27 protein-coding genes and 3 pseudogenes are annotated in these 25,096 nt (G+C 62.4%); 8 read left to right on the top strand and 22 right to left on the bottom strand.

Going from position 1 to position 25,096, the window contains the following annotated elements:
• The 4 genes and pseudogenes from KBY83_RS15445 to KBY83_RS01205 all read right to left on the bottom strand — a co-directional run.
• A partial coding sequence (locus tag KBY83_RS15445; protein ID WP_255017913.1) for a transposase occupies nt 1–235 on the bottom strand: 235 nt, incomplete at its 3' end.
• 26 nt (nt 236–261) lie between these two features.
• Entirely contained in the window at nt 262–669 is a 408-nt protein-coding gene (locus KBY83_RS15450) for a transposase (protein WP_396093164.1), read from the bottom strand.
• A 22-nt stretch (nt 670–691) separates the two neighbouring features.
• Nucleotides 692–1,105: pseudogene (locus tag KBY83_RS15455) on the bottom strand (transposase); the annotation flags it as partial.
• A 133-nt stretch (nt 1,106–1,238) separates the two neighbouring features.
• Nucleotides 1,239–1,727, bottom strand: a pseudogene (locus tag KBY83_RS01205) (IS5 family transposase); the annotation flags it as partial.
• Between the two features lie 205 nt (nt 1,728–1,932).
• Here KBY83_RS01205 and KBY83_RS15460 point away from each other — a divergent pair.
• Nucleotides 1,933–2,096: pseudogene (locus KBY83_RS15460) on the top strand (DNA helicase UvrA); the annotation flags it as partial.
• A 131-nt stretch (nt 2,097–2,227) separates the two neighbouring features.
• On the top strand, nt 2,228–2,704 hold the full coding sequence (locus KBY83_RS01210) for a hypothetical protein (RefSeq protein ID WP_255017917.1): 477 nt from the start codon (nt 2,228–2,230) through the stop codon (nt 2,702–2,704).
• Between the two features lie 387 nt (nt 2,705–3,091).
• Here the strand turns inward: KBY83_RS01210 and KBY83_RS01215 are convergent, their stop codons facing one another.
• The 4 genes from KBY83_RS01215 to purT all read right to left on the bottom strand — a co-directional run bounded on the left by KBY83_RS01215 (nt 3,092) and on the right by purT (nt 6,784).
• Complete coding sequence (locus KBY83_RS01215; protein WP_255017919.1) at nt 3,092–3,877, bottom strand: adenylate/guanylate cyclase domain-containing protein; 786 nt, start codon at nt 3,875–3,877, stop codon at nt 3,092–3,094.
• A 143-nt stretch (nt 3,878–4,020) separates the two neighbouring features.
• Nucleotides 4,021–4,467, bottom strand: coding sequence for a hypothetical protein (locus tag KBY83_RS01220; RefSeq protein WP_255017920.1), 447 nt, complete (start codon nt 4,465–4,467; stop codon nt 4,021–4,023).
• Between the two features lie 24 nt (nt 4,468–4,491).
• Nucleotides 4,492–5,499 carry an LCP family protein gene (locus tag KBY83_RS01225; RefSeq protein WP_255017921.1) on the bottom strand — a complete coding sequence of 336 codons (1,008 nt, stop codon included), beginning with the start codon at nt 5,497–5,499 and terminating at the stop codon, nt 4,492–4,494.
• A 67-nt stretch (nt 5,500–5,566) separates the two neighbouring features.
• Nucleotides 5,567–6,784 (bottom strand): formate-dependent phosphoribosylglycinamide formyltransferase, encoded by a 1,218-nt coding sequence (gene purT / locus KBY83_RS01230; protein WP_255017922.1) that lies wholly within the window; start codon nt 6,782–6,784, stop codon nt 5,567–5,569.
• A gap of 68 nt (nt 6,785–6,852) precedes the next feature.
• On the opposite strand from purT, the gene KBY83_RS01235 reads away from it, so the two are divergent.
• Nucleotides 6,853–7,026, top strand: a complete 174-nt coding sequence (locus KBY83_RS01235; RefSeq protein WP_193486212.1) for a cytochrome B6 — start codon at nt 6,853–6,855, stop codon at nt 7,024–7,026.
• On the opposite strand, the gene KBY83_RS01240 is transcribed toward KBY83_RS01235, so the two are convergent.
• Genes KBY83_RS01240 through KBY83_RS01250 form a run of 3 tightly spaced genes read right to left on the bottom strand, consistent with a single transcriptional unit; the run spans nt 7,027 to nt 8,672 of the window.
• Complete coding sequence (locus tag KBY83_RS01240) at nt 7,027–7,263, bottom strand: hypothetical protein (RefSeq protein WP_254942684.1); 237 nt, start codon at nt 7,261–7,263, stop codon at nt 7,027–7,029.
• 22 nt (nt 7,264–7,285) lie between these two features.
• Nucleotides 7,286–8,356: a phospho-N-acetylmuramoyl-pentapeptide-transferase gene (gene mraY / locus KBY83_RS01245; RefSeq protein ID WP_106502586.1), complete on the bottom strand. Its 1,071-nt coding sequence runs from the start codon at nt 8,354–8,356 to the stop codon at nt 7,286–7,288.
• Between the two features lie 40 nt (nt 8,357–8,396).
• Nucleotides 8,397–8,672: a DUF3134 family protein gene (locus KBY83_RS01250; protein WP_106502587.1), complete on the bottom strand. Its 276-nt coding sequence runs from the start codon at nt 8,670–8,672 to the stop codon at nt 8,397–8,399.
• 90 nt (nt 8,673–8,762) lie between these two features.
• Between KBY83_RS01250 and KBY83_RS01255 the strand changes: the two genes are divergently transcribed.
• On the top strand, nt 8,763–8,996 hold the full coding sequence (locus KBY83_RS01255) for a hypothetical protein (protein ID WP_106502588.1): 234 nt from the start codon (nt 8,763–8,765) through the stop codon (nt 8,994–8,996).
• A gap of 18 nt (nt 8,997–9,014) precedes the next feature.
• On the top strand, nt 9,015–10,223 hold the full coding sequence (locus tag KBY83_RS01260; RefSeq protein WP_254942685.1) for an argininosuccinate synthase: 1,209 nt from the start codon (nt 9,015–9,017) through the stop codon (nt 10,221–10,223).
• Here KBY83_RS01260 and KBY83_RS01265 read toward each other — a convergent pair.
• The 4 genes from KBY83_RS01265 to KBY83_RS01280 form a co-directional block, all read right to left on the bottom strand.
• Nucleotides 10,220–10,606 carry a hypothetical protein gene (locus tag KBY83_RS01265; RefSeq protein ID WP_255017923.1) on the bottom strand — a complete coding sequence of 129 codons (387 nt, stop codon included), beginning with the start codon at nt 10,604–10,606 and terminating at the stop codon, nt 10,220–10,222. The two genes, KBY83_RS01260 and KBY83_RS01265, sit on opposite strands and share 4 nt — an antisense overlap.
• Nucleotides 10,607–10,716: 110 nt before the next feature.
• Nucleotides 10,717–11,079: a 30S ribosomal protein S6 gene (rpsF, locus tag KBY83_RS01270; RefSeq protein WP_106502591.1), complete on the bottom strand. Its 363-nt coding sequence runs from the start codon at nt 11,077–11,079 to the stop codon at nt 10,717–10,719.
• Between the two features lie 78 nt (nt 11,080–11,157).
• A complete protein-coding gene (locus KBY83_RS01275) occupies nt 11,158–11,763 on the bottom strand; it encodes a Tic20 family protein (protein WP_255017924.1) in 606 nt (201 codons plus the stop codon).
• Complete coding sequence (locus tag KBY83_RS01280; RefSeq protein WP_255017925.1) at nt 11,648–12,544, bottom strand: shikimate dehydrogenase; 897 nt, start codon at nt 12,542–12,544, stop codon at nt 11,648–11,650. Before KBY83_RS01280 ends, KBY83_RS01275 begins: the two co-directional genes overlap by 116 nt.
• A 112-nt stretch (nt 12,545–12,656) precedes the next feature.
• Between KBY83_RS01280 and dnaK the strand changes: the two genes are divergently transcribed.
• Nucleotides 12,657–14,570, top strand: a complete 1,914-nt coding sequence (dnaK, locus tag KBY83_RS01285; RefSeq protein WP_255017926.1) for a molecular chaperone DnaK — start codon at nt 12,657–12,659, stop codon at nt 14,568–14,570.
• 87 nt (nt 14,571–14,657) lie between these two features.
• Here the strand turns inward: dnaK and KBY83_RS01290 are convergent, their stop codons facing one another.
• Nucleotides 14,658–15,785: an FAD-binding oxidoreductase gene (locus KBY83_RS01290; RefSeq protein WP_261354155.1), complete on the bottom strand. Its 1,128-nt coding sequence runs from the start codon at nt 15,783–15,785 to the stop codon at nt 14,658–14,660.
• On the bottom strand, nt 15,782–16,336 hold the full coding sequence (psbQ, locus tag KBY83_RS01295; RefSeq protein WP_255017927.1) for a photosystem II protein PsbQ: 555 nt from the start codon (nt 16,334–16,336) through the stop codon (nt 15,782–15,784). Before psbQ ends, KBY83_RS01290 begins: the two co-directional genes overlap by 4 nt.
• 135 nt (nt 16,337–16,471) lie before the next feature.
• Between psbQ and purU the strand changes: the two genes are divergently transcribed.
• Nucleotides 16,472–17,344: a formyltetrahydrofolate deformylase gene (purU, locus tag KBY83_RS01300; RefSeq protein WP_254961891.1), complete on the top strand. Its 873-nt coding sequence runs from the start codon at nt 16,472–16,474 to the stop codon at nt 17,342–17,344.
• 3 nt (nt 17,345–17,347) lie between these two features.
• On the opposite strand, the gene KBY83_RS01305 is transcribed toward purU, so the two are convergent.
• The 3 genes from KBY83_RS01305 to acnB form a co-directional block, all read right to left on the bottom strand.
• Nucleotides 17,348–18,901, bottom strand: a complete 1,554-nt coding sequence (locus KBY83_RS01305) for a radical SAM protein (RefSeq protein ID WP_255017928.1) — start codon at nt 18,899–18,901, stop codon at nt 17,348–17,350.
• A 109-nt stretch (nt 18,902–19,010) separates the two neighbouring features.
• A complete protein-coding gene (locus KBY83_RS01310) occupies nt 19,011–19,433 on the bottom strand; it encodes a hypothetical protein (RefSeq protein WP_255017929.1) in 423 nt (140 codons plus the stop codon).
• A 125-nt stretch (nt 19,434–19,558) separates the two neighbouring features.
• Nucleotides 19,559–22,174, bottom strand: coding sequence for a bifunctional aconitate hydratase 2/2-methylisocitrate dehydratase (acnB, locus tag KBY83_RS01315; protein ID WP_255017930.1), 2,616 nt, complete (start codon nt 22,172–22,174; stop codon nt 19,559–19,561).
• 118 nt (nt 22,175–22,292) lie between these two features.
• Between acnB and KBY83_RS01320 the strand changes: the two genes are divergently transcribed.
• Complete coding sequence (locus KBY83_RS01320; RefSeq protein WP_255017931.1) at nt 22,293–23,339, top strand: 3-deoxy-7-phosphoheptulonate synthase; 1,047 nt, start codon at nt 22,293–22,295, stop codon at nt 23,337–23,339.
• 30 nt (nt 23,340–23,369) lie between these two features.
• Here the strand turns inward: KBY83_RS01320 and KBY83_RS01325 are convergent, their stop codons facing one another.
• A complete protein-coding gene (locus tag KBY83_RS01325) occupies nt 23,370–24,044 on the bottom strand; it encodes a diacylglycerol/polyprenol kinase family protein (protein ID WP_255017932.1) in 675 nt (224 codons plus the stop codon).
• Nucleotides 24,045–24,048: 4 nt separating this feature from the next.
• On the bottom strand, nt 24,049–25,077 hold the full coding sequence (locus tag KBY83_RS01330) for a sigma-70 family RNA polymerase sigma factor (protein WP_255017933.1): 1,029 nt from the start codon (nt 25,075–25,077) through the stop codon (nt 24,049–24,051).
• Nucleotides 25,078–25,096 lie beyond the last annotated feature (19 nt).

Below are 25,096 nucleotides of genomic sequence, written 5' to 3' on the forward strand. Positions count from 1 at the left end.
TGCGGCGTTTGATCTCTGCGCTGCCAAGCGCACCTCGCGGTGCGACGTTGAGCCGCTCTAGAGGGTTGGTGCTCCACACCTTGCGCCAGTGCTCCTGGGGAAAGTGGAGAAAGGCCAGCACGTCGTCGCGGGCGGCGTCCATCACCGGCACGGCTGTTGGGAACTGCTTGCGCAGCATCTCGGTGACCCGCTGCCAGTGGCCACGCACCTGATCAGGAGCCTGGATCACGAACACGGCCTATGGCCTCCGGCCGACTGCGTCTACATGGCTGCTGCCACCATGTCCTGGCCGGCTTTCGGCACATGGCTGAGCAGGTTGCGCAGGAAGTGCACCCGGCACCTCTGCCAGCTACTGCCCTGGAACATGCGCCTGATCGCTGCCGTCAGTCCCAGGTGGGCATCTGAGATCACAAGCCGGGTTCCAGTGAGGCCGCGTTCCTTGAGTGAACCCAGGAACTGGCGCCAGAAGCCCTCCGCCTCACTGTCACCCACGGCAATGCCGAGCACCTCGCGGTAGCCGAGGGCATTGATGCCAATGGCAACGACGACGGCCCGGGACACCACCTGCATGTTTCGGCCCAGGCGGCCGTGGAGGTACGTCGCATCGAGGTAGACGTACGGGAAGCGGGCATGGTCCAACGTCCGGCCAAGAAAGGCTTTCACCTGCACACCTGTGCCCCTGGCAGATGCGGCTCACCTCTGATTTGGAGATGCCACTGGCCCCGCCCAGGGCCTCCACCAGCGCGTCAACCTTGCGGGTAGAGATGCCGCCGGTGTAAGCCTCCATCACCACGGCGTAGAGCGCCTTGTCCACCCGGCGGCGAGGTTCGAGCCAGTCGGGAAAGAAGCTGCCCTGCCTCAGTTTGGGGATGGCCAGGCTGAGGTCACCCACCTGGGTGGTGAGCAGCCGCTGGCGGTAGCCATTGCGGTGGGTGGATCGCTCATCAGGGCAGCGTTCATGGCGAGTGGCTCCAATGGCAGCGGAGACCTCGGCCTCCAGCAGATCCTGGAAGCCCCGGCGCACGATCTCAGGGATCAGGGCGCCAGCGGTGGTGCCCTCCATGAGCTGGCTCAACTCGGAGGCGCCACTATGGGTAAGGGTCATGGTCTGTGTTCGGTTTGGTGGTAGTGCTCCGAACAGGGTCACAGACCGGCCCACCCATTGCCACAGCTAAAGACTGAGGGAGTTGAGCCGTCAGCCCCGGCGTAGCCGGGGCTGATCCCCCCGAGTTACACCACTCCATGGGACGCCGCTTGGTGGAGCTGGGCGCCGCGATCAAGGTGGCATCAACGATCGTGCCTTGGCGCATCGTCATGCCCCGCGCACTGAGGTGGGCTTTGACGACCTCAAAGATCTGCTCGCCCAGCCCGTGCTTCTCCAGCAGGTGGCGGAAGGTGAGAATCGTGGTTTCATCCGGGATCCGATCGCTGATCAGCTCGATGCCCGAAAAGCGGCGCATGGTGGGCACCTCGATCAGGGCCTCTTCCATGGCCGGATCACTGAGGGAATACCACTGCTGCAGCAGATGGATCCGCAGCATCGTGGCGAGTGGATACGGAGGGCGGCCGCCTTTCTTACTCGCTTTGGGGTAGTGGGGCTCGATCAGATCGATGAGTGCCTGCCATGGCACCACCACCTCCATCTCAGAGAGAAACTTCTCCCGTTTGGTCTGCTTCTTGGCTGTTGTGAGCTCGTAATCCGAGAAGCCAAGCTGCTTGCCGCCCATCAACCCAGTCCTGGCCTGCGGTAACAGGCTCATTTTCGCGCAGATAGGCTGGGTTTTCCAGAGTCTCCCTAGATATCTGCGAGCGGTTTTAGATTTCACTTGTGGTTCAGTTTTAAGGCTCTAATGGCACTACGTACTTAAGTTGATATTTCTAAAACGCTAGTCATTTCTTTTCTTGTCAAGAGAGAACAGCCAAGATTGATGCTGTGCCGACTGGATCATTGATCAGGACCTGATGGGGGCGATAAGGGCGGCGAGATCGTCGTGGTAGGAATGCCTGAAACGTTGGCAGAGCATCCCACCAGCCATGCGGGCAGATACCTCAAGCAAGTGCTGCAGCAGCATCCACCAGAGGTAGTGGTGGTTTGAAGGTGGTGTTGGAGGGGTAGGGGATGGACTGGGAGTGGCTTGGGTGGTGGCTTGCCTATGGGGATCAAATGTGACATGGCTAGATTTTGTGCTAATTTATACTCACATATACGAGCAGTAAAATGAGGGTCTTGCTCCCCAAGCGCCTTGCCTCCTCGGCTTTATTTGTTGGTATATTGATTGAGGGTTCTCTTTTCCCCACTTTGCATGCTGAGGAGTCAACACTAAAAGAACAGTTTTTTATCCAGGAGGCTATGCCCCTAAAAAAAGCACAAGCCTGCGAAAAGGTCACTTATGAATTTAATAATCAACAGCTTGATAGATTCACCTCTAATGGTTCTCGATTCATCGGTGTTGACCTTCATGGAAAGATCTGGGAGGTCAAGCAGAAGCGTGCCGGTATCTGTGTTATTGAAAATATTGCCAGAATTGGAATTGCTGCCCATCAAAAAAATGCAATTGGAGAAACCGAGAAAGCAGCATTTTATTATGAGCCTCCCTCCATCTGCGCATATATTCAAAGTGCTAATGATTTGCGACGTGTCAGGCGCCTGTGTTATCAACCCATTGGGATCGTCAATAAATATGCTCCTTATAAAAGTCCTTAGGCAGCAATTATGCTTCGAGAAAAATCCTTTCGATTTTCTCGGCTTTATTTCACTTCTTGCTGTCAACAGTGATAATGGTGGCGAGATCGTGGTGGTGGGCACCCCCGAAACGGTGGTAGAGCATCCCACTAGCCATAAGGCAGATACCTCAAGCAGGTGCTGGAGCAGCATCCGCCAGAGGTGGTGGTTGGTTGAGTAGATGTTTTTGAGTTATTAGGCATCTAAATTAATTTAAAACCCACAGCCTTGCTTGGTTTAGCTTGTCCAAGTAAGTGGATATACCGCCATTTTACTGCTTACGCCTTTGAGGCTAACAAGATGTTCTTGGGGGAATAAGCTCTCGGATTCGGAAAGATTATCGCGAACTTTTTTTGTGATCAGTACTTCCTAGTCAAGTTCCCTTGTTTTTCTTTCTATCCTGCTTGCAATATTGATAGCATCTCCAACAAGGCCAAATCTTAAGTCGTCAATTGGTCCAATGTTGCCAACAACGGCAGGGTCGTAATGAATGCCAATCCCAACCTCAATTTCTACAGAAAATTCTTTTCTTAGTCCTTCTGATAAAACTTCAATTCTCTTTTTGATCGAGATAGCGGTTTGAACGGCGTCTTCGCAATAGGAAGAATGCTTCATCTCGTTTATGCCGAAGACACAGCTCATTTCATCGCCAACCCACGGATTAATTGTGCCATTATTTTTTATAATCTCTTCCTTGAGTGATGTAAAATATCGATTAAGAATATTTACCAAATCGAATGCTGGAAGGCTCTCTGATAATGGAGTGAAGCCTTTTAGGTCATTAAATAAAACCGCTAAGCTACGGATTGCTCCTGCCCCATCTTGTTTTAATCTCCTTTTCTCAGCTTTTCTTTCGCTGGGTGGCTTAATCAGGCGCTTGATTACTACTGTGCCACCGCTTTTGAATCGGGTGGCACACCCTAGTCGAATGTTATCTCCCCACTTCAGTCGTTCAGCGATCCTCAATTCCTCTGGGGATCTTGGTTCAAGCTCGTCTCGGTCTTCAATTATTTCAACTTTACAGGTACTGCAAATAGCATTGTCTCCGCATGTCGATACCATCTCGATATCTGCTTCTGACGCAATCTCAAGCAGAGTTTTTTCTGGATGATGCCATGGGGTGCTTAATTGTGCGCAATCCCAAGTGATTCCCATGGCCTACGGAGATTTGTTCTCACTATAGCTCATCTTTAGGCTGATGAGATGCTTCTGTCTTGTTGGTTTGACCAGCAGGCTCCATTCCAACAGCCTCCATTCCAGCAGGCTCAATTGTGTATTTGAGGTGCTGAATAGTCGGCCTATTCCCGCACCGTGTATGTGATCTGCTCTCCTACCTTGAATAGGGGAATGGTGGTGTTTATTACCGTGTCTACTGTGGATATCTCGTCGGGGCTTTCTTCTGTGCGTACCACCACCACTCCCTTGGGCTTGCTGTATATGTAGATATTGGTGTTGTTTGATGCTTCGAAGCGGCCAGAGCCTGATGTTTTGATGGGTTTGGGACCTTTTTTATACCAGGTTTCGGTGAAGGCGAAGCTGTTTTTGCCCGTGCTTACTTGGTCAACCCTGCTGTAGGCACCATCGGAGGAGTTGCCGCGCCATTTCGACGTTTTTGCGTTTAGTGCTGAGGCGGGGTCATCCTTGCGGTGGGCACGGGAGAGCTCGTCGCAGCCATAGCCACCAGCATTTAGCAGGAGCCCAGTACCGACGCAAAGCAAGCGATTTAGCGTGATTGCGATGGCCATGCCCAGACCAGGTCCAACACCAACCTATGGGCTGATTTGGTCGCTGCCAACCCCGGCGTAGTGGCTATTTCCGTTGGGCATCCAGTAGCTGAGGTCGTTGTGCCAGAACAGGCGGCCAGGAAGCTGCTGGGTGCTCAGTTTGGTGCTGGCCATCGCAGAGATCAGCTGGCCCATCTCCACTGGCGAAAGATCGGTTTTGATGTCTTCGCCGGCGACTTTCAGTAGTTCCGGTAGCTGGGCCAGGGTGGAGGGCTGGGCTAGTTTGGAAAAAACCTTTGCCAGCACTAGTTTCTGACGCTCCATCCGGCCTAGATCGCCCATTTCGTCATGGCGGAAGCGCAGGAAGCCCTCCAATTGCTCCCCTTTCAGTACCTGCACTCCTGGATAGAGGTCGATGTAAAGGTTCTGGGCATTATCTACGTAATACATCCGTTTAGGCACATCAACTTCCACGCCGCCAATGGCATCGGCTAGGTGCTCCACAGCGCGCATATTCACCCGCACATAGCGATCCACTGGAGCATTCAGCAGGCTGGTGAGCTCCTGTTTCAGGGCACCCATGCCGCCAAATGCATAGAGGGCATTGGCTTTTACAACACCGAATTCGGCTGATTCCACGAAGGTGTCGCGTGGCACCTGGGTGAGCTGGGTGACACCGTCTTTGAGCTGCACCGTGAACATCACATCGGTGTTTTCGCCCACCTTGTCTGTGCCGATCACAAGAACGCGCCTGTTGCCGCCCCCGAATGGATTGATCAGGCTGCTGAGCTGGCTGGGCCCGTGCAACATGGCTGCCCAAACCCCTGAGGCCATTTGCGGCAGGGGCCCGGCAAGTCCATAGCCCAGGCCGATACCTAGTAAGAAGGCCAGAATTGGCGGTTTGCGTCGTCGAGGATTTGGCGCTGTTTGGGGTTTGATGTTGGTGGATGGCGTTGCTTGACGCAGCTCGCGCCGGTTGCGCAGGTCGGTGACCACAGCCCCGCGGCTGCTTTCGCGTCGGCTGCGACGCGGGCGGGGTTGGGCCTGGCTCATATCGGCTCCTATTTAGCGCACCTTAAGGGCCGGATCCCTGCTGCACCAGGGGGTGAGCGCCGCTTGTTCAGCTGGAGGCCCGCACCTGGATGTGGGCTGCGGCCTTGTCTGCCTTGCGGCGGGCCTCCTCATCACTGCTGCCGCGGGCCAGGGCTACGCCCATGCGCCGCTGGGGCCGGGCGTGTTGCTTGCCGAAAAGCAGCACCTCCGTATCGGTTTCGCTGAGGGCCTGCGCTACGCCGCTATAGGAGACCTCGGCTCCGTCGCTGTTGGCCAGAATCACCCGGCTGGCAGCTGCTCCCAGGCTTTGGATTGACGGGATCGGCAGGCCCAGCACCGCCCGCAGGTGGAGTTCGAATTCGCTCAGGTTCTGGCCAACCAGCGTCACCAGGCCGGTGTCATGGGGGCGCGGTGAGAGCTCGGAGAAAATCACCTCAAGCTCCCCTGGCTGACCGGAGCTGCTGCCGGGCTTTTTGCACAGGAAAAACTCAACGCCAAACAGGCCGGCGCCGCCCAGGTTGTCGGTGAGGCCGCGGGCCATGACCTGGGCTGCCTCTAGAGCGGCGGCTGGCATCCGGGCTGGCTGCCAGCTGCACTGGTAGTCGCCCCGCTCCTGGATGTGGCCGATCGGCGGGCAGAAGAGCGTTGGCCCTTGCCACTGCTTCACGGTGAGCAGGGTGATTTCGAGCTCGAAGTGCAGGAACTCCTCCACGATCACCAGCTCCCCGGCACCTCGGGCACCCGCCATCGCGTTCTCCCAGGCGGCGGCAATTTCTGCTGGACCCCGCACCACGCTTTGGCCCTTACCCGAGGAGCTCATCACCGGTTTGACCACCACGGGCCAGCCCAGGCCGGCAGCGGCGCTTGCCAGTTCATTGGCGCTGCCGGCGTAGGCAAAGCGGGCGGTGCGCAGCCCCAGCTCAGTGGCCGCTAGGTCGCGGATGCGGTCCCGATTCATGGTCACGGCCGTGGCCCGGGCTGTGGGAATCACGCAGATGCCTTCCGCCTCCAGCTGCGCGAGGGCATCAACCGCAAGAGCTTCTATCTCTGGAATCACCAGATCGGGCCGGTGCTGGCGCACCACCGTCTTGAGGGCTTCTGGGTCGGTCATGGCGACCACCTCAGCGACATCAGCCACCTGCATGGCCGGGGCGTTGGCGTAGCGATCCACTGCGATCACCCGGCAGCCAAGCCGCTGGGCTGCGATGGCCACCTCCTTACCAAGCTCACCGCTGCCGAGCAGCATCAAGGTGGCCGGAAGAGTGGGAGGGGTGGGAAAGGTCATGGTGGTCGCCCGGATCGCGGGCAGGACAGCAAGATGGAACCGATCTTCTTGCACACCGGGGCGCGTTGATGGCTTGGCTGTTGGGATTGCCCTTGGGTTTCAGTACGGCTGGGGACGCTGCCAACGGCCTGTTATTTGGCTGGGACATCGCCACCTTGCAGAAATGGGCCCTGATCTACTTAGGCCTTTCCTCCCTGGCTTTTGTGGTGGTGTGGCTGGTGGGCTATTTGCGTCGAAACTGATCAGCTCAGCAACGTCAGCTGCCGCACCGGCGATTCCTCGTTGATGAAGCCATAGGCCTCAAATACGTTTGGATCCGGGTGGGTGATGTGCTGGCCATCGCTGTGGCGCTCCAGCTGAAAGCCCTCGCTGGCCATGCGGCGCATCAGGGCAGCGGCCTCCTCGAAGCGGGCAGCCATGGCGGCCAGGCTGGCGCAGTCGGAGCTGAGGCCGGTTTCCTTCCAGGTGAAGTAAGCCATGGGTGATAAGCGAGGGCAGGGCTTAGGGCAGCAGCACTAAACCCAATCCCACCAGTAGCAGGCTGGCGAGCCAAAAGCGGATTACGACCACTTGTTCGTTGAGCCCACCAAGCTCGAAGTGGTGGTGCAGCGGCGCCATCTTGAACAGGCGCCGGCCCTGGCCCGTGGCTGGGTCTTTGGTGGCCTTGAACACCCACACCTGCAGGATCACCGACAGCGATTCCGCCAGGAAGACGCCGCCCATCAGCAGCAGGGGCCAGAGGCTATTGGAGAGCAAGGCGACGGCGCTGAGGGCTGCGCCCATGGCCAGCGAGCCGGTGTCGCCCATGAACACTCGAGCCGGGTGGCGGTTGTGGACGAGAAAGCCCAGCCAGCAGCCAGCCAGCGCGGCGCAGAAACCGGCCATAGCCGCATCGCCTTCATGGCCGCGCAGCATCAGCTGCAGCCCCATGCCTGTGAACACCACGGCGCCGCAGCCTGCGGCTAGGCCGTCGAGGCCATCGGTGAGGTTGGTGGCGTTGCTTTCGGCCATAAACACAAACAACCCCAGCGGCCAGATCAGCAAACCGATCGGCAGCACCCAGCCCAGGGGCAGGGCGATGTCGCCGGGGGAGGCCCCACCCAGCCACTGGCCCGCTGCGGCCCAGATCAGAAACAACAGGGCCGCGCCGGCCTGGAGCAGCAATTTGCCCCGGGGCGTGAGGCCCGTGTTGGTGCGGCGGGTGAGGCTGCGCCAGTCATCGATGGCCCCGATCGCCATGTAGGCCAGGGTTACGGCGGCAACAGCAAGCAGGCGGGGATCGCTTGGGCTCAGCAGGCCGCCCACCAGCACCCCCACGGGCACCGCCAGCAGTCCGCCCATGGTGGGTGTGCCTGCCTTGCTGAGGTGGCCCTGGGGCCCCTCTGCGCGAATCACCTGACCGAGCTTGAGCTGCCGCAGTCGCGGCACCCCCCAACCTGTGACTCCAGCGCTGATCAGGCCGGCAACTAGCAGCGGCAAGGTGAGCTGGGGCGCGCCGCTAAGCCAGTCGCACAGCAGACAGGCCAGCAACAACAAACTGCTGAGAAGGGCAGCCGGGGTCGAAACAACCAAGGGAAAGGGACGGCGACCGCCCCAGTTTCCCCTGCGGAACTCAGTCTTCCCAGTCTTCGTCCTGTTGTTCGTCGTCCTTGTTGTAGTCCTCCTTCTCGCCCATCAGGGCGGAAAGCTCCTCCTCTTCCACCGTGCTCACTTCGGTGCTGGCGGTTTCTTCATCCGCCACCAGGCGGCCACTGCTCTCCAGCCAGCTCAGCAGATCGGGCTCATCGCGCAGGGGCAGCACCGGGGCTGGATCGCTGCGCCGGTAGCGGGTCAGCGAGGGATTGATCGTGTCGAGTCGACTGCTGTCACTGGTCGCGAGTGTGCTCATGCGTGCGCCTACCGGTAGCTAGGTCTGGGGCTAGGCCCATACAGACCAATCAGTCACCATAGCTGCAAAGCAAATGCAGCCCTCGAGCCCATGCCCACCAGCAGCCAAAAGGCCAGCCCCCTAGCCGGGGTGCTGAGGGTTTGGGCCCTGGCCCTGGCCATCAGTGCTGCGCTGGCCGCAGCGGGCGAGCGCTGGCCCCAGCCGTTGCCCCTGCAGCAGGGGGTGGTGTGGTTGCTGGTGGGCCTGCCGCCCCTGTTAGTGGGCTTGTGGTTGCTGACCCACTGGTCCTTGCCACACCCCGACAGGGGAGAATCGAGCAACTGAACGCATGGAGAGGCGTTGATGGGTCGGGCGAAGAAGGCGGTGCTGGCCTATTCCGGCGGCGTAGACACCAGTGTCTGCATTCCCTACCTGAAGCAGGAGTGGGGCGTGGAGGAGGTGATCACCTTCGCCGCCGACCTGGGTCAGGGCGACGAGCTGGAGCCGATTCGCCAGAAGGCGCTCGATTCAGGGGCCAGCCAGTCGATCGTGGGTGACCTGATCGAGCCCTTCATCACCGAATTCGCCTTCCCAGCTATTCGGGCTAACGCCCTCTATGAAGGCCGCTATCCCCTCTCCACAGCCCTGGCCCGGCCCCTGATCGCCCGGCGACTAGTGGAGATTGCCCGCGAGGTGGGCGCCGATGCGGTGGCCCACGGCTGCACGGGCAAGGGCAACGATCAGGTGCGCTTCGATGTGGCCATCGGCGCCCTCGCCCCCGACCTCAAGGTGCTCACCCCGGCGCGGGAGTGGGGCATGAGCCGCGAGCAAACCATCGCCTACGGCGAGCGCTGTGGCATTCCCTCGCCGGTGAGCAAGAAATCGCCCTATTCGATTGACCTCAACCTGCTGGGCCGCTCGATCGAAGCCGGTCCCCTCGAGGATCCCAACGTGGAGCCGCCTGAGGAGATCTACGCCATGACCGTGTCAGTGGATGCGGCGCCGGATCAGGCCCAGACCGTTGAGATCGGCTTTGAGCAGGGCAACCCGGTGAGCATCGACGGCCTGCGCCTCGATCCGGTGAGCTTGATCCGCCAGGCAAATTCCCTGGCCGGCAGCCACGGCTTCGGCCGCCTCGACATGGTCGAAAACCGGGTGGTAGGTATCAAAAGCAGGGAGATCTATGAAACCCCTGGCCTGCTGCTGTTGATCAAGGCCCACCAGGAGCTGGAGAGCCTCACCCTGGCGGCCGATGTGCTGCGCACTAAGCGCCAGCTTGAGCAGCAGTGGGCGGATCTGGTGTATCAGGGCCTTTGGTATGGCCCGCTCAAGGATGCGCTTGATGGCTTCATGGAGCGCACCCAGCAAACCGTGAACGGCACGGTGCGGCTGAAGTTGCACAAGGGCAATGCCACCGTGGTGGGCCGCAGCAGTGCCAGCCACAGCCTCTATGTGCCCGATATGGCCACCTACGGCGCCGAAGATCAATTCGACCACAAGGCTGCCGAAGGCTTTATCTACGTGTGGGGTCTGCCCACCCGCCTCTGGGCGGCAAATCAGCGCCGGCGCTAGGGCTCCTGGTTCGGGCTGAAGCCGAAGGCATGGAGTAGGGCTTGGCGCAGTCGTGGTCTGGCAGGCTCTTGCTGGGGTAGCAGCAGACGCTGGGTACCCGTATCGCTGCCAGGCTGTAACTGCAGCAGGTGCTGGCGCAGGTTGGCGTTGTCGCTGAGCAGCCGCTGTTCCTGGTCGAGCATCGGCTGCAATCGCTGCTGAAATTTGTCTTCAAAGAGGCCGGGTAGGTCTTCGAGCAGGGCCTGCATGGCCAGAAGCTCTTCCCGAGTTTTGGCAAGTTCCTGTTCCAGCTCGTTTTGGCGCTCTTGCTGCTGCTGCCACAAAAAAACCGAAGTGACAGACGGCTGCCACTTCGGTGCTGGTGGTATGGCGACAGGCTCCATGGGCGGAGATTACGAGCGGGCCCGATTTTTTACAAGCCAGGCCTGTATCAGCTCCGCAACTATCTGAAGTCCCTAAGTCAAACTCGGCCCCAGGTCAAACTGGGTCCCGGTCAGACGGTGGCTGGTTCCATGGGAGCGGCTTCAGTGCTGGCGCCGGGCAGGGTGCGTGGTGCCGGCATCGGGCCGTCTTGCTTGACGGTGAGATAGCGAATCACATCTTCCGAAAGACGCATGGCCCGCTCCAGCGGACCTACCTGCTGGCCGTCGCCGTTGTGGTTGAGCTGCACATAGATGCCCTCGCGGTGCTTGGCGATGGAATAGGCCAGGCGGCGCTTGCCGCGCATCTGGCAATCCAGCACTTCACCACCGGATTCGGTGACCAGATCGCGGTACTTAGCGACATGGGTTTCGACCTCTTCTTCCGGAATATCCGGACGAAGGATGTACATGGTCTCGTAATAGGGCTGCGTCATGGTCGCTTCGGGGTTGTCGCCTCAGGAATTGGGGCAGCGGCCGGCGGGCTGATGCCCACCAGCGACGGATCAAACACCTTACAGCTGCATCCGAACGGCTTCCGAGAGGCTGGGAATATCGGCTTCCTTACCCCGCAGGTTTTGCACTACAGCAAACAGCACCAGCACCAAAATGCCGATAAACACTGTGTTGCTGAGGGTTTTGCCGATGAAGTCCAGGGCGCCGAGCTGCAGCACCTGGAAGGCCAGGCTCACCAGCACCACCACGATGTCGATCAGGATCGCCTGCAGCACGTTGAAGCGGATCACGTAGGGCACCTTGCTGTTGCGCACCACCGCCAGGAACAGCACAAGGAACAGCACCAGCCCGCCAAAGGGCACCGCCTGCTCCAGCAGGGCGATCGGCAGGATCGGCACACCAAGCCACTGCAGTGCCGGGAACAGGCCGAACAGCCCCCGACCGAAGGAGAAGGCGTCGCTCCAGGGCAACAGGTAGGCCAGGGCCGCCAGCACTCTCTGCCAGATCGGGGGATCCTGCATGGATGGAGAAACTTCCAGGGCCTTCAGGCTAGGGGCCCAGCTGGGCCAGGGCTGCCGCGCGCATCGCTGCCACCGGCACTTGCTCAAGTCCGCTCCAGCGCCGCAGGGAGGCGGCCCCCTGCTGCACCAGCATCTCCAGGCCATCCAGGCCCCGGCAGCCCCGCTGGCTCGCCGCCAGCAGCAGGGCCGTGGGTCTGGGTGTGTAGATCAGGTCGTACACGGTGGAGCCCGGTTGCAGGGCTTCCAGTTCGCCGGGGCTGAGGGGGCACTGCCGGGCCGCATCCGGATTGCCGGCGGCAGCCATGCCCACGGGTGTGGTGTTGACCACTAGGTCTGCCAGGGCCAGGGCCTCGGCTAGCGCCGCGCTGCCCTCAGCCCATGCCAGCTCCCGCAGTTGGGGCGCCCAGCTGTGGCAGGTGGCCAGCAGGGCCGCGATGCGATCGCTGCTGCGGCCTGCCATGGCGATCGAGCTGCAGCCCAGTTCCACCAGGGCTGCCACCACAGCCCGGGCACTGCCGCCACAGCCCAGCACCACCGCTCGCCGCCCCTGCCAGTTCTGCTCAGTGCTGCGTAGGGGAGCCAAGAAGCCTTCCACATCTGTGTTTTCCCCCAGCCAGCCCCCCTGCTGGTGCCGCACCAAGGTGTTCACCGCACCCACCCGTTGCGCTAGGGGCGAGAGGCTGCGGCAGAGGCCAGCCACGGCCTGCTTGTGGGGCAGGGTCACGTTGAGGCCACGGCAGTCAATGGCCTCCAGCCCTTGCACCACCACCGCCAGCTGGTCTGCCCTGGTGGGCATGGCCAAGTACACCCAGTTGAGCCCCAGCTCCACCAGGGCTGCGTTGTGCATTGCCGGCGATAGGGAGTGGCGCACCGGATCCCCGAGAACCCCAGCAAGGGCAGTGCTTCCGGAGATCGGCTGGGGCATGAAGGTGGGCTGGCTGGCTGGACCTGTTCGGGAACCACCCCTCGCCTGGGATGGCCCCAGCTGCTGAAGATGCTTCCAGTCAGATCCACTCACCGTAAGGAGTTAGTAACCCATGGGCAAGGTTGTTGGCATTGATTTAGGCACCACAAACAGCTGTGTCGCCGTTATGGAGGGCGGCAAGCCCACCGTGATTGCCAACGCTGAAGGGTTTCGCACCACACCCTCCGTGGTGGCATACACCAAAAACCAGGATCAGCTGGTGGGCCAAATCGCCAAGCGTCAGGCGGTGATGAACCCGGAGAACACCTTCTATTCGGTGAAGCGCTTCATCGGACGTCGCGTTGATGAAGTCAACGAAGAATCGAAGGAAGTGAGCTATGGCGTTGAAAAGGCCGGCGCCAATGTGAAGGTGAAGTGCCCCGTTCTCAATAAGCAGTTTGCCCCCGAGGAGGTGAGCGCCCAGGTGTTGCGCAAGCTCGCCGAAGACGCTGGCAAGTATCTCGGTGAGACGGTGACCCAAGCGGTGATCACCGTTCCCGCCTATTTCAACGACTCCCAGCGCCAAGCCACCAAGGACGCCGGCAAAATCGCTGGCCTTGAGGTGCTGCGCATCATCAACGAGCCGACTGCGGCAGCACTGGCCTACGGCCTCGATCGCAAGAGCAATGAGCGCATCCTGGTTTTCGACCTGGGCGGCGGCACCTTCGACGTCTCCGTGCTCGAGGTGGGCGACGGTGTGTTCGAGGTGCTCTCCACTTCCGGTGACACCCACCTGGGCGGCGATGACTTTGACAAGGTGATCGTTGATTACCTGGCCGCCAGCTTCAAAGCCAATGAGGGCATTGATCTGCGCCAGGACAAGCAGGCGCTGCAGCGTCTCACCGAAGCGGCAGAGAAGGCCAAAATCGAGCTCTCCAGCGCTACCCAGAGCGAAATCAACCTGCCGTTCATTACGGCCACCCCAGAGGGTCCTAAGCACCTCGACCTCACCCTCACCCGGGCCAAGTTTGAGGAGTTGGCTTCCAAACTGATCGACCGTTGCCGCGTGCCGGTGGAGCAGGCCCTTAAGGACGCCAAGCTCTCCTCTGCTGAACTCGATGAAATCGTGATGGTGGGTGGCTCCACCCGCATCCCGGCGGTGCTTGAGCTGGTTAAGCGGGTTACCGGCAAGGACCCCAACCAAACCGTCAACCCAGATGAAGTGGTGGCCGTTGGTGCCGCGATTCAGGGCGGTGTGTTGGCCGGTGAGGTCAAGGACATCCTGCTGTTGGACGTCACCCCCCTGTCCCTTGGCGTTGAGACCCTTGGCGGCGTGATGACCAAGATGATCACCCGCAACACCACCATCCCCACCAAGAAAACCGAGGTGTATTCCACGGCGGTGGATGGTCAGACCAACGTGGAGATCCACGTGCTCCAAGGTGAGCGCGAGATGGCCAGCGACAACAAGTCGCTCGGCACCTTCCGCCTCGATGGCATTCCTCCTTCACCCCGCGGCGTGCCCCAGATCGAGGTCACCTTCGATATCGATGCCAATGGCATCCTCAGCGTCACCGCTAAGGACAAGGGCAGCGGCAAGGAGCAGAGCATCTCGATCACCGGAGCCTCCACCCTCAGCGACAACGAGGTGGAGAAGATGGTTAAGGATGCCGAGAGCAACGCTGCTACCGACAAGGAGAAGCGCGAAAAGATCGACCTGAAGAACCAGGCCGAAACCCTCGTTTATCAGTCGGAGAAGCAGCTCGGCGAGCTCGGCGACAAGGTGGGCGCTGAGGACAAGGCCAAGGTGGAATCCTCCTCCGCCAAGCTTAAGGAGGCGATCGCTAAGGAAGACTTCGACACCATGAAGTCTGAGCTCGAGACCCTGCAGCAGGCCCTGTATGCCGCTGGTGCCGCCGTGTACCAGCAGGCTGCAGGAGCTGAGGCCGGCGGCGCCGCCCCTGGTGGCAATGGTGCTGGTGCCGATGCGGCTAGCTCTGCCTCCAGCGACGACGTGATCGACGCTGAATTCACCGAGAGCAAGTGATCAGAATCACTGAGCGCCTTTAGGTGATCTTTATTTAGCCCTCCGTAAGGGGGGCTTTTTGCTGGACTCAGGGGCCTGGCTGGTTTGTCAGCCTTGCTCCAGCTGGTCGGCCACCCATTCCGCTGTTGCCGGTGCCAGCAGCACGCCATTGCGGTAGTGGCCGCTGGCCAGCACCAGGCCTGGCTCCAGTTGCTCGAGCAGGGGCGCAGGGCGGCCGATCGGATGGGGCCTGTGGCCTTGCCACTGGCGTACCACGGTGGCCTGTTGCAGCCACCCTGGCGCGGCACCACCCAGCTGTTGCAGGTTGGCGAGGGCGGCCGGATCGGCTTGATCGCCAGGCTCCAGGGTGGCCCCAAGCCAAAGCTTGCAGCTGGCACGGGGCACCAGGTTGAGTCCCTGCCACACGACTGCCCCAGGCCAGGAGAGTGCCCCAGGCCAGGGTCTGGCGCTGTTCCAGTTTGTGGGGAGTGGCAACTCCAGTTCCAGGGCCTGGCCTAACACCGGCTCCATGGGCACCTGGTGGCCTATGTCCGCCAGCAGAGCGGTACTGGCTACCCCGGCGCTCAGCACCAAAGCATCCACCTTCAGAAGCTCGCCGCTGCGAGTGTGCACGCTCCAGCCACCGGGGCGTTGCTCCAGGCGCTCAACCCGATCGCAGCAGGTCTGCAGGCCCAGCCGCAGGCCATCGGCTAGCAGGGCTGCGAGGGCGGGCCCGGGATCCAGCTGCCCGTCGGCCGGGGAGTAGAGCCCGCCCAGGGCTCCGATCGGCAGGGCTGGTGCCAGGGCGTCAAGCCGGGGCTGGTCCCAGAGCTCCAAGGCAAATCCCTGCTGCCGCCGGCTTCCCACCAACTGGCGCTGGCGCTCCAGTTCCTCAGGGGTGCTGGCCAGCAGCAGCAAGCCGGGCCGCCAGGGCAGCTCCCAGCCCTGGCCCTGCAACTGCTGACGCCATTGGCCCCAGAGCTCCAGGCTGCGTTGACGCAACCGCCAGGCTCGGCCGCTGTTGCGGTGAAACACCTGGGCCATGAGCACCCCCAGGGCCGCCTCGCTGCCTGAGCTGGGGTCGCGCTGGCCGTCCAGCCCAGGATCAATCAGCAAAACTCGGTGGCCACGCTGCAGCAGTAGCCAGGCGCAGGCCCGGCCCACTAAGCCGGCGCCGATTACAGCGATCGAAAGGCGCCTAACGGCTGATCCGACGGGATGGCTCTGCTTAATCAGATTTGCTTTAGGTCTTCCTGCACTTGGGTGGGCAACACCTGGGCATAGAGACCAAAACCGCTCGCCACCTTGATGTAACCCTTACGCAGCTTGTCGCCGTCTTGAAGGCGGGCCGCCTCATCGAGCTGGGCTAGGGCCGTTTTCAGGGCGGTGGCAAGCTTCTCGGCCTCGGGGCGGTCGGCGGGCAGCAGCCTTTGGTTGATGTAGCTCATTTCCCGGCCCACTTCCTGCATGGGGCCGTGGATCAAGTTGGCGGTGAATACCCAGTTGCGTTCATTTACGAGGGCGGCCAACTCGGGCAGGCGGTTGCGGGCTGCCAGGAAGCCCTCGGCTTGGCGCTCGATCAGGGCCATGTCCTCTGGGCTGATGGTCGGCGGCTTCTTGCCCTGGCTGCCGTCACAGGCGCTCAGGCCGAGGCAGAGCACGGTGGCAAGGCAGAGCACCACTAAACGGCGCAGCTGCTGGCCGAAAGCGGTTTGGGTAAAAGCAGTTTTACTGAAAGCATTTTGGCTGAAAGCGGTGAAAACCGCAGGAATCCGCGCAGAAGCCATCAGCAGGTACCAACACCTTTTCGTGGGAGTGAGTTTATCGGGGCGGGCTGGCTCTTCCGGCCTGTCTGTTGCCCCTCGCAACCTGGCCCTACATGCCGCCGAGGTGCTACGTCTGAACTGACGTTGACCATGGCCATGACTACCGCCACTGCCATCCTGCAAATGATCTGCCCGGATAAACCCGGACTGGTGCGGGAATTGTCTGGCTGGGTGGCGGCTAACGGCGGCAACATCGTGCACGCCGACCACCACAGCGATCAAGGCGCCGGCTTGTTTTTGAGCCGGATCGAGTGGCAGCTTGAGGGTTTCGGGCTGCCGCGGGAGGCGATCTGTCCCACGGCCAGCGCCCTGGCGGAGCGCCTGGGTGGCCAATACACGGTGAACTTCTCAGATGTGCGCCCGCCGGTGGCGATCTTCGTGAGCAAGCAGGACCACTGCCTGCTGGATTTGCTGTGGCGCACGCGCACGGGGGAGTTGCCGATGCAGGTGCCGCTGGTGATCTCCAACCATCCTGACCTTGGCGCCCTGGCCGAGGAATTTGGGGCCCGCTTTGCCCATGTGCCCATCTCAGCCGCCAACCGGGAGGAGGCTGAAGCACGGCACTTGGAGCTGCTTGCCGAGCACGGCATCGAGCTAGTGATCCTGGCCAAGTACATGCAGGTGCTGACGCCGGCATTTTTGGAGAGCTTTGATCCACCGGATGCTTTCCATCGAGTGATCAACATCCACCACTCTTTCCTGCCTGCCTTCCAGGGCGCCCAGCCGTATCACCGGGCCTGGGAGCGGGGCGTGAAGCTGATCGGTGCCACCGGTCACTACGTGACCGAGCAGCTGGATGGGGGGCCGATCATTGCCCAATCCACCGTGCCCGTGGGCCACCGCGATGAGGTCCCTGACCTGATTCGCCTAGGCCGCGACTGCGAACGCCTGGCCCTAGCCCGGGCCGTGCGCCTGCACCTCAAGCGCCAGGTGATGGTTTATCGGGGGCGGACGGCGGTGTTTGCTTGAGGTTCAGGCAGCTTCGCCGAGCGCATCAAGCCTGTGTTTGGCGAGAGTTGCCGCAGGCAGCGGTCCCTCCAGGTGCGCCCAGGGCAGCACCCGCTCGCTGTTCCAGGTTGCGTGGATTACTTCCTCCCAGGCTGGTGGGCTCTCGGGGCCTGAGGTTTGCTCCCGCACCGCCCGATATGCCTGCTTCCAGCCCCCCAGGCTCTCGTGTTTGCCGCGGGCGGCGGCGATCACCGGTGCTAGGCGCCGGTCGCTACGCGACAGCAGGGCCTGGATCACGCTCCAGCCATAGCTTTCGGGGCGCAGCTCGATGCCCTTGGGCTTGAGCCGCTTGGCCAGCAGCTTGAGTCGCTTGTCGGCTTCGGGCCGCACCCCCTGCCACTGGAACGGGGTGTGGGCCTTGGGCACGAAGCTGCTCACTCCCAGGGTGAGCCTCAGGCCGGGAGTGGCTTTTTTCAGAGCTAGCAGCAGCTCGGCGGTGGCTTCCACATCGGTGTCTTCTTCCGTAGGCAGGCCCACCATTCCGTAGAGCTTCAGGCCCGTGAGCCCGCCCTCCTTGGCGTAGCGGGCTGCTGAGTAGATCTCCTCGCTGCTGAGCTTCTTATTAACCACCTGGCGCATGCGCTCGCTGCCGCTCTCGATGGCGATCGTGAGCGATTTGCTGCCCCGTTTGGCCAGAATTCGGCCCAGCTCGGCGGTCACGGTGGCGGCCCGCACCGAGCTGACGCTCACCCGCGTGCCTTCAAAGCGGTCCTGGTCGAGCCAGGTCAGCAGGTCGGCGAATTGGGGGTGCTGGGTTACCGAGGCCCCCAGCAATCCCAGGCGTTGGGTGGCGACCAAACCCTTCTCTACCGCTGGGATCAGGCCGTCTTCCAGGCTGGGGGTGCGAAACGGCAGGGTGAGGTAGCTGGCCAGACAGAAGCGGCACAGCTCCGGACAGCTGCGCACCACTTCCACCATGTGGATCGAGGGCCAGGCCGCCTCCGGGGTGATCACAGCCGAATGGCTCAGGGTGTTGCCGCGCCAGGTCTGCTTGGCCACCGTGGCCGGGATACCCGCTTCTGTTGGCTCCACCGCGAGCAGATCGCCTTCGGGGCTGTAGCGGGGGGCATAGAGGCTGGGCACATAGACGCCGGGTACGGCCGCCAGCTGCCTGAGCCGTTCGGCCCGGGGAGCGTCCCGGCCGGCCTGCAGGGCATCGATGAAGGCTGGCAGCAACAGTTCGCCATCGCCTAGCAACACCACATCAAAAAATGGTGCCAGCGGCTCGGGGTTGGCGGTGAGCACCGGCCCACCGCCGAAAACGATCGGATCGTCTTCGCCGCGCTCGGCCGCCCAGATCGGGATGCGCTGCTGCTCCAGCAGATCCAGCAGCACCGGCCCATCCAGCTCCCAGCTCAGCGACAGGCCAAACAGGTCGCAGTGGCGGTGCGCTGGATCGCCCTGGTCGGTGAATAGGCGGCGTACATCCACATCGGCCCGTTGGGCCAGGGTGGCCCACACCACCTGGTACCCCAGGCTGGTGATGCCCACCGTGTAAGTGCTGGGAAAGGCCAGCACGGCACGCAGTGCACCGGCCTCAGCTGGGGCGGGTTCGAACAGCAGGATTTCCTGGTTCAGATGAGACGACGGCTGTAGGCATCCAGCGTCTCACCACGGCAGGCACGACTTACTTACCGGCTAGGGCGGACAGGGGGCCAAGCAGGCCACTGATGGCGGTGTTGGCATCGGCAGCTGATGGAGTGCCCTTGCTGAAGGTGCCGCTTAAGCCTTGGGCAGCGCTTTCGATGGAGGCCCACTTATCCCCGGCCAGGGGCTTGACCACTGGTGCGGCCTTCTCCCAGATGGCCTGGAAGCCGCCCATGGAGGCTGCGGCACCGGCTAGATCGCCGGAGGCCACCTTGCTTTGGCCCTGCTTGAGCAGGTCGAGCACCGGGGTCACGGCCGGCCCTAGGGCCGTCTGGGCGGCACCCGTGGCAGCGGAGGTGGCGGCGTCCTTGGCGCTCTGGGTGACCTGGTTACAGCCGGTGAGGCTTAGGCCACCCGCGAGGGCTAGGGCGATGCCGCCGGCGAGCAGAGAAATGCGACGCATGGGGATGCTGATCAGCAAGCCTCTGGACCCTAGGGACGTCAGTTAGGCCAGCTGATTTCTCTGGTTTGTTGTAAGGATTGATACCAAACTGCGCCAGGTTGTGCAGTGGACGCAGCCCTATTCCCTCACACCCCCGCCAGCACCTTCGCCTCGTCCTCGGCGCTAAGCACGCGGCCGCTGTCTTCAAAGCCTTCGATCTGGTCGAAGTTGAGGTAGCGGTAGAGCTCAGCGCCGAAGGGATCGATCTTTTCGGCGGCGACTTTCAGGTATTCGTTTCTGGAGGGAATGCGGCCCAGCTGGGCGCACACCGCCGCTAGTTCGGCGCTGCCCAGGTACACCTGGGCTCCGTTGCCGAGGCGGTTGTTGAAGTTGCGGGTGCTGGTGGAAAACACCGTGGTGTTGTCGTCGACGCGGGCCTGGTTGCCCATGCACAACGAGCAGCCCGGCATCTCCATGCGCGAGCCCGCGGCTTCGAAGGTGGCGTAGTAGCCCTCCTGCTTCAGCATCTCCTCGTCCATGCGGGTGGGCGGGCACACCCAGAGGCGGGCGGAGTTCTGCCCCTGGCCTTCGAGCACGTTGGCCGCGGCGCGGTAGTGGCCGATGTTGGTCATGCAGCTGCCGATGAACACCTCATCGATAGGTGCGCCGGCTACTTCGGAGAGGGTTTTGACGTTGTCGGGGTCGTTGGGGCAGGCCAGGATCGGCTCTGTGATCTGATCGAGATCGATTTCGATTACGGCGGCGTATTCCGCATCGGCATCGGCCTCTAGCAGTTCCGGGTTGGCCAGCCAGGCCTCCATCGCCTTGATGCGGCGGGCCATGGTGCGGGCATCGCCGTAACCGCGGGCGATCATGTTTTTCAGCAGTGCCACGTTGCTGCTTAGGTATTCGCTCACCGTTTCGGCGCTGAGCTTGATTGTGCTGCCGGCACAAGAGCGCTCCGCGGTCGCGTCTGTGAGTTCAAAGGCCTGCTCAAGCTTGAGATCGGGCAGCCCTTCAATCTCCATGATTCGGCCGTTGAATACGTTTTTTTTGCCTTCTTTAGCCACCGTGAGCAGGCCCTGCTGGATCGCTACGTAGGGAATCGCATTCACCACATCGCGCAGGGTCACGCCTGGCTGCAGGGAGCCTGAAAATTTCACCAGCACCGATTCGGGCATGTCGAGCGGCATGGCGCCGATGGCGGCGGCGAAGGCCACCAGGCCTGAGCCGGCGGGGAAGGAGATGCCTAGCGGGAAGCGGGTGTGGCTGTCGCCGCCGGTGCCCACGGTGTCGGGCAGGAGCATGCGGTTGAGCCAGCTGTGGATGATGCCGTCACCGGGGCGCAGGGCCACGCCGCCGCGGGATGCCATGAAATCCGGCAGCTCGGCGTGGGTTTTGAGGTCCACCGGCTTCGGATAGGCGGCGGTGTGGCAGAAGCTCTGCATCACCAGATCGGCGCTGAAGCCCAGGCAGGCCAGCTCCTTCATCTCATCGCGGGTCATGGGCCCGGTGGTGTCCTGGGAGCCCACGGTGGTCATCAGCGGCTCGCAGCTGCTGCCGGGGCGCACGCCCGCCAGGCCGCAGGCCTTGCCCACCATCTTCTGGGCCAGGGTGTAGCCCTTGCCGGTGTCGGCCGGGGCCACCGGGCGGATGAACAGCTCGCTGGCGGGTAGCCCCAGCTGGGCGCGCAACTTATCGGTGAGCGAGCGGCCAATCAACAGGGGGATGCGGCCGCCGGCGCGCACCTCATCGGTGATCGTGCTGGGCTTGAGCTCGAAGCGAGCCACGATCTCGCCGGCATTCGCTTCGCCGCTGGCCCGCTCGATCGTGCCGGCGTAGGGGCGGATCGTGATCACATCGCCGGAGTTGAGCGCGGACACGTCGCACTCGATCGGCAGGGCGCCGGAATCCTCGGCGGTGTTGAAGAAGATTGGTGCGATCTTGCCGCCCAGGATTACCCCGCCGCCGCGCTTGTTGGGCACGTGGGGGATGTCGCTGCCGGTGTGCCAGAGCACGGAGTTGATCGCGGATTTGCGCGAGCTGCCGGTGCCCACCACATCACCCACGTAGGCCACCGGGTGACCTTTGGTTTTGAGCTGGGTGATCAGCTCCAGGCCGCCAGGCATGCGGGTTTCCAGCATCGCCATGGCGTGCAGGGGGATGTCGGGACGGGTGGTGGCGTGGGTGGCGGGGGAGAGATCGTCGGTGTTGGTTTCACCCTCCACTTTGAACACGGTCACGGTGATCTCGGCGGGCAGCTCGGCTTTGGCGGTGAACCACTCGGCGGCGGTCCAGCTGTCGATCACCTGCTGGGCATAGGGGTTGCTGGAGGCCAGCTCCAGCACCTCGTTGTAGGCGTCGTAGACGAGCAGAGTGGTGCTCAGCCCTTCGGCGGCGGCACTGGCGATGGCCGGATCGGAGTTGCTGAGCAGCTCGATCAAGGCGCTGACGTTGTAGCCGCCGATCATCGTGGCCAGCAGCTTCACTGCCGCCACTGGGTTCACCAGGGGGCTAGTAGCCGTGCCCTGGGCCACAGCCGCGAGCCAGTCGGCCTTCACGTAGGCCGCCTCGTCCACTCCCGGCGGGATGCGCTCACTAAGCAGGTGTAGCAGGAAGTCTTCCTCGCCGGCGGGCGGTGCGCTCAGCAGCTCCGTGAGTGCACTGGCTTGTGTGGCGCTCAGGGGCAGGGCCGGGACCCCCAGGGCTTCGCGCTCGGCCGCAGCGGCGCGGTAGCTGGGGAGGAAGGTGGCTGCAGACATGCCCGGTCGCGTTGATCTACACCCCATTGTTCTTGGCAGCCGGCCCCTTGGTGGTCGCAATCGCTGCTGACTAGGGTGGAAGGCGACTCCACGGCGCCGTTCTGACGGCCTCAGGCCCATGACCACCACCACCTCCGATTTGCATGTGGTGGAAACCCGGCCGCTGGTGCCTCCGGCGCTGTTGCACCGCGAACTGCCGATCAGCGATCGTTCAACGGCAACGGTCCAGCAAGCCAGAGAACGTATTAAGGCGATCCTGCATGGCCGCGATTCCCGCCTGCTGGTGATCGTGGGGCCCTGCTCGGTGCACGATGTGGCCGCGGCCCACGAATACGCCGCGGCAATCGCCCAGGCCCAGGAGCGCTATAAGGACGCGCTCGAGATCGTGATGCGGGTTTATTTCGAGAAGCCCCGCACCACCGTGGGCTGGAAGGGCCTGATCAATGACCCCCACCTCGATGGCAGCTACGACATCAATACGGGACTGCGGGTGGCTCGCGGCCTTTTGCTGCATTTAGCCGAGATGGGCCTGCCGGCGGCTACCGAGCTGCTCGATCCGGTAGTGCCCCAATACATCGCCGATCTGATCAGCTGGACGGCCATCGGCGCCCGCACCACCGAAAGCCAGACCCACCGGGAGATGGCTTCGGGTTTGTCGATGCCGATTGGCTTCAAAAATGGCACCGACGGCAGTGCCATTACCGCCATCAATGCCATGGAAGCGGCGGCTAAGACCCACCATTTCCTGGGCATCAACCACGACGGTCATGCCGCCATTGTGACCACCACGGGCAATCCCGATGGCCATCTGGTTTTGCGGGGTGGCAAGCGCGGCACTAACTACCACCCAGAGGCGGTGCAGGAAGCCGCTGCTGAGCTGGCTAAAGCCGGTCTGCCGCCTCGGGTGATGGTGGATTGCAGCCATGGCAACTCCAACAAGGACTATCGCCGCCAGGGCGAGGTGGCAGCCCAGGTGGCCGCACAACTGCGCGCCGGCTCTGGCCACGTAATGGGCGTGATGCTGGAGAGCCATCTGGTGGCTGGTAGCCAGAAGATTCCGTCAGACCTAAGCCAGCTCACCTACGGCAAGAGCATCACCGATGCCTGCATCGATCTGGCCACCACCGCGGAGGTGCTCGAAACTCTGGCTGAGTCGGTGAGCTAGCTAAGGCAGTGCGCTAGCTAAGCCAGTGCGCTAACTCAGCCGTTGCCAGAGCCAGCCGGCCGCCAGCGGCACGGTGAAGTTGTCGAGGCCCCCCACCGCCACCTGCTCCAGCACCACTGCAGTGGCGCTAATGGCCAGCAGGGCGGGCAGCTCCGGGTGGGGCAGGCCAGCCGCGATCGCCAGCTGGCGAACCAGCAGCAGCATGGCCAGGCTGCCAGCGGCCATGGCGCCGGTGCCAACTACGGATTTGCGCTGGCCCCACACCAGCCAGCAAGGGGAGCTCACCAGGGGACCCAGCAGTCCGGCGAGGCCATCACCCACGGCCATCACCAGCACGCCAGCGGCTACGGCAGCGGGTTGCTGCGGCCAAAACTGCAGCAGCAGCAGGGTGATTGAGGCCCCATAGGCGATGGTGCCGTAGCTGGCCCTACCCACATCTTCTATGGCTGGCAGCAGGCGGAAGCGATGGTTCATTGCCGCCAGCAGCGTGATCAGGCCGGCGGCGGGGATGGCGATCAGGCGATCGATGCCGCTGGCCCAGGCGATCGGCACCACGGCGCCGGTGCCGATGTGCACCAACTTGCGACTCCATTCCCGTTGACCATTCCAGCGCCGCCGCACCTGCAGCGCCGCTAGCGCCAACAGGGCTAGCCAGCCAGCAACGGCCGCCACTCCCAGGAGCTGCTGCGACCATCCAGCGGCCATGGGCTCAAGCGGCCTGCTGGTAGTTGCTCATCAGGCGCAGCTTCATGATCGCTTTTGCCTCCAGCTGCCGGACCCGCTCCCGAGACACATTGATCAGCCGGCCAATCTCCGCGAGGGTGAGAGGCTCGGCCCCTTCCAGGCCGAAGCGCAGCTTGAGGATCTGCTGTTCCCGGTCGTTTAGCTGGGAGAGCCAGGTGCCCAGGTGCTCCTTTTGGATGTGCCGGTCCATCGAGTCCAGGTGCTCGTTGCTGGCCGGATCGGCGATCAGTTCGCCCAGGGTGCTGCGATCTTCTTCGCCGCGGGCGTGGGCATCGAGGGAGGCGCAGGGAGCGCTTTGGGCCATCAGCTCTTCGAGGTCCCGCGGGGCTATGTCCATGGCATGGGCAAGCTCGAGGCGATTCGGCTGGCGGCCGAGGCGATGGGAAAGCTCCCGGCTGATCCGCCGCATCTTCGACAGCTTTTCGCTGATGTGAATCGGCAGACGAATCGTGCGGGCGCTGTTGTCGATGGCCCGGGTCATCCCCTGACGGATCCACCAATAGGCGTAGGTCGAAAATTTGTAGCCCATTGCTGGGTCGAACTTGTCAACGGCTCGCTCTAGGCCGATCGCCCCTTCTTGCACCAGATCCAGCAGCTCAAGACCCTGGTTTTGATACTTTTTGGCGACGCTTACCACCAGGCGCAGGTTGGCGGCCATCATTCGGTCACGGGCCCGCTGGGCCATGCGCAGCTGGCGCTTGTGCTTGGGGGTGTGCTCCCCTGCAGGCAGCTCCAGCAAGCGTTTGCCAGCCTGCACGTGGTGGGCCAGCTCAATTTCTTCGGCGGCCGTGAGCAGGGGCACCCGGCCAATGGTGCCTAGATACCAGCCGATTGAGTCGGCACTAAGCCGCCCCCCGGCTTTTGGGCCTGTGGCGGCGCGTACCTTTGCCGAGGCAGATTTGCTAGCTGCAGCGTTTGGCGCCATCAATGATGGCGACTGCTTCGAGACGCTGCTGTCAACAGCGTCTGAAGCGGATTGCAAAGGCGTCCCCACACCCAAGCCTCCGTATTGA

The sequence above is a fragment of the Cyanobium sp. WKJ7-Wakatipu genome (assembly GCF_024345355.1).
Taxonomy (GTDB): domain Bacteria; phylum Cyanobacteriota; class Cyanobacteriia; order PCC-6307; family Cyanobiaceae; genus Cyanobium_A; species Cyanobium_A usitatum.

What these genes read in the sequence shown, in the direction of transcription:
- KBY83_RS01215 (WP_255017919.1), bottom strand. Translation starts at nt 3,877, where the DNA reads ATGGGAATCACTTGGGATTGCGCACAATTAAGCACCCCATGGCATCAT.
- KBY83_RS01220 (WP_255017920.1), bottom strand. Translation starts at nt 4,467, where the DNA reads ATGGCCATCGCAATCACGCTAAATCGCTTGCTTTGCGTCGGTACTGGG.
- KBY83_RS01225 (WP_255017921.1), bottom strand. Translation starts at nt 5,499, where the DNA reads ATGAGCCAGGCCCAACCCCGCCCGCGTCGCAGCCGACGCGAAAGCAGC.
- purT (WP_255017922.1), bottom strand. Translation starts at nt 6,784, where the DNA reads ATGACCTTTCCCACCCCTCCCACTCTTCCGGCCACCTTGATGCTGCTC.
- KBY83_RS01235 (WP_193486212.1), top strand. Translation starts at nt 6,853, where the DNA reads ATGGCTTGGCTGTTGGGATTGCCCTTGGGTTTCAGTACGGCTGGGGAC.
- KBY83_RS01240 (WP_254942684.1), bottom strand. Translation starts at nt 7,263, where the DNA reads ATGGCTTACTTCACCTGGAAGGAAACCGGCCTCAGCTCCGACTGCGCC.
- KBY83_RS01250 (WP_106502587.1), bottom strand. Translation starts at nt 8,672, where the DNA reads ATGAGCACACTCGCGACCAGTGACAGCAGTCGACTCGACACGATCAAT.
- KBY83_RS01255 (WP_106502588.1), top strand. Translation starts at nt 8,763, where the DNA reads ATGCCCACCAGCAGCCAAAAGGCCAGCCCCCTAGCCGGGGTGCTGAGG.
- KBY83_RS01260 (WP_254942685.1), top strand. Translation starts at nt 9,015, where the DNA reads ATGGGTCGGGCGAAGAAGGCGGTGCTGGCCTATTCCGGCGGCGTAGAC.
- KBY83_RS01265 (WP_255017923.1), bottom strand. Translation starts at nt 10,606, where the DNA reads ATGGAGCCTGTCGCCATACCACCAGCACCGAAGTGGCAGCCGTCTGTC.
- rpsF (WP_106502591.1), bottom strand. Translation starts at nt 11,079, where the DNA reads ATGACGCAGCCCTATTACGAGACCATGTACATCCTTCGTCCGGATATT.
- KBY83_RS01275 (WP_255017924.1), bottom strand. Translation starts at nt 11,763, where the DNA reads ATGGCCTGGAGATGCTGGTGCAGCAGGGGGCCGCCTCCCTGCGGCGCT.
- KBY83_RS01280 (WP_255017925.1), bottom strand. Translation starts at nt 12,544, where the DNA reads ATGCCCCAGCCGATCTCCGGAAGCACTGCCCTTGCTGGGGTTCTCGGG.
- dnaK (WP_255017926.1), top strand. Translation starts at nt 12,657, where the DNA reads ATGGGCAAGGTTGTTGGCATTGATTTAGGCACCACAAACAGCTGTGTC.
- psbQ (WP_255017927.1), bottom strand. Translation starts at nt 16,336, where the DNA reads ATGGCTTCTGCGCGGATTCCTGCGGTTTTCACCGCTTTCAGCCAAAAT.
- purU (WP_254961891.1), top strand. Translation starts at nt 16,472, where the DNA reads ATGACTACCGCCACTGCCATCCTGCAAATGATCTGCCCGGATAAACCC.
- KBY83_RS01310 (WP_255017929.1), bottom strand. Translation starts at nt 19,433, where the DNA reads ATGCGTCGCATTTCTCTGCTCGCCGGCGGCATCGCCCTAGCCCTCGCG.
- acnB (WP_255017930.1), bottom strand. Translation starts at nt 22,174, where the DNA reads ATGTCTGCAGCCACCTTCCTCCCCAGCTACCGCGCCGCTGCGGCCGAG.
- KBY83_RS01320 (WP_255017931.1), top strand. Translation starts at nt 22,293, where the DNA reads ATGACCACCACCACCTCCGATTTGCATGTGGTGGAAACCCGGCCGCTG.
- KBY83_RS01325 (WP_255017932.1), bottom strand. Translation starts at nt 24,044, where the DNA reads ATGGCCGCTGGATGGTCGCAGCAGCTCCTGGGAGTGGCGGCCGTTGCT.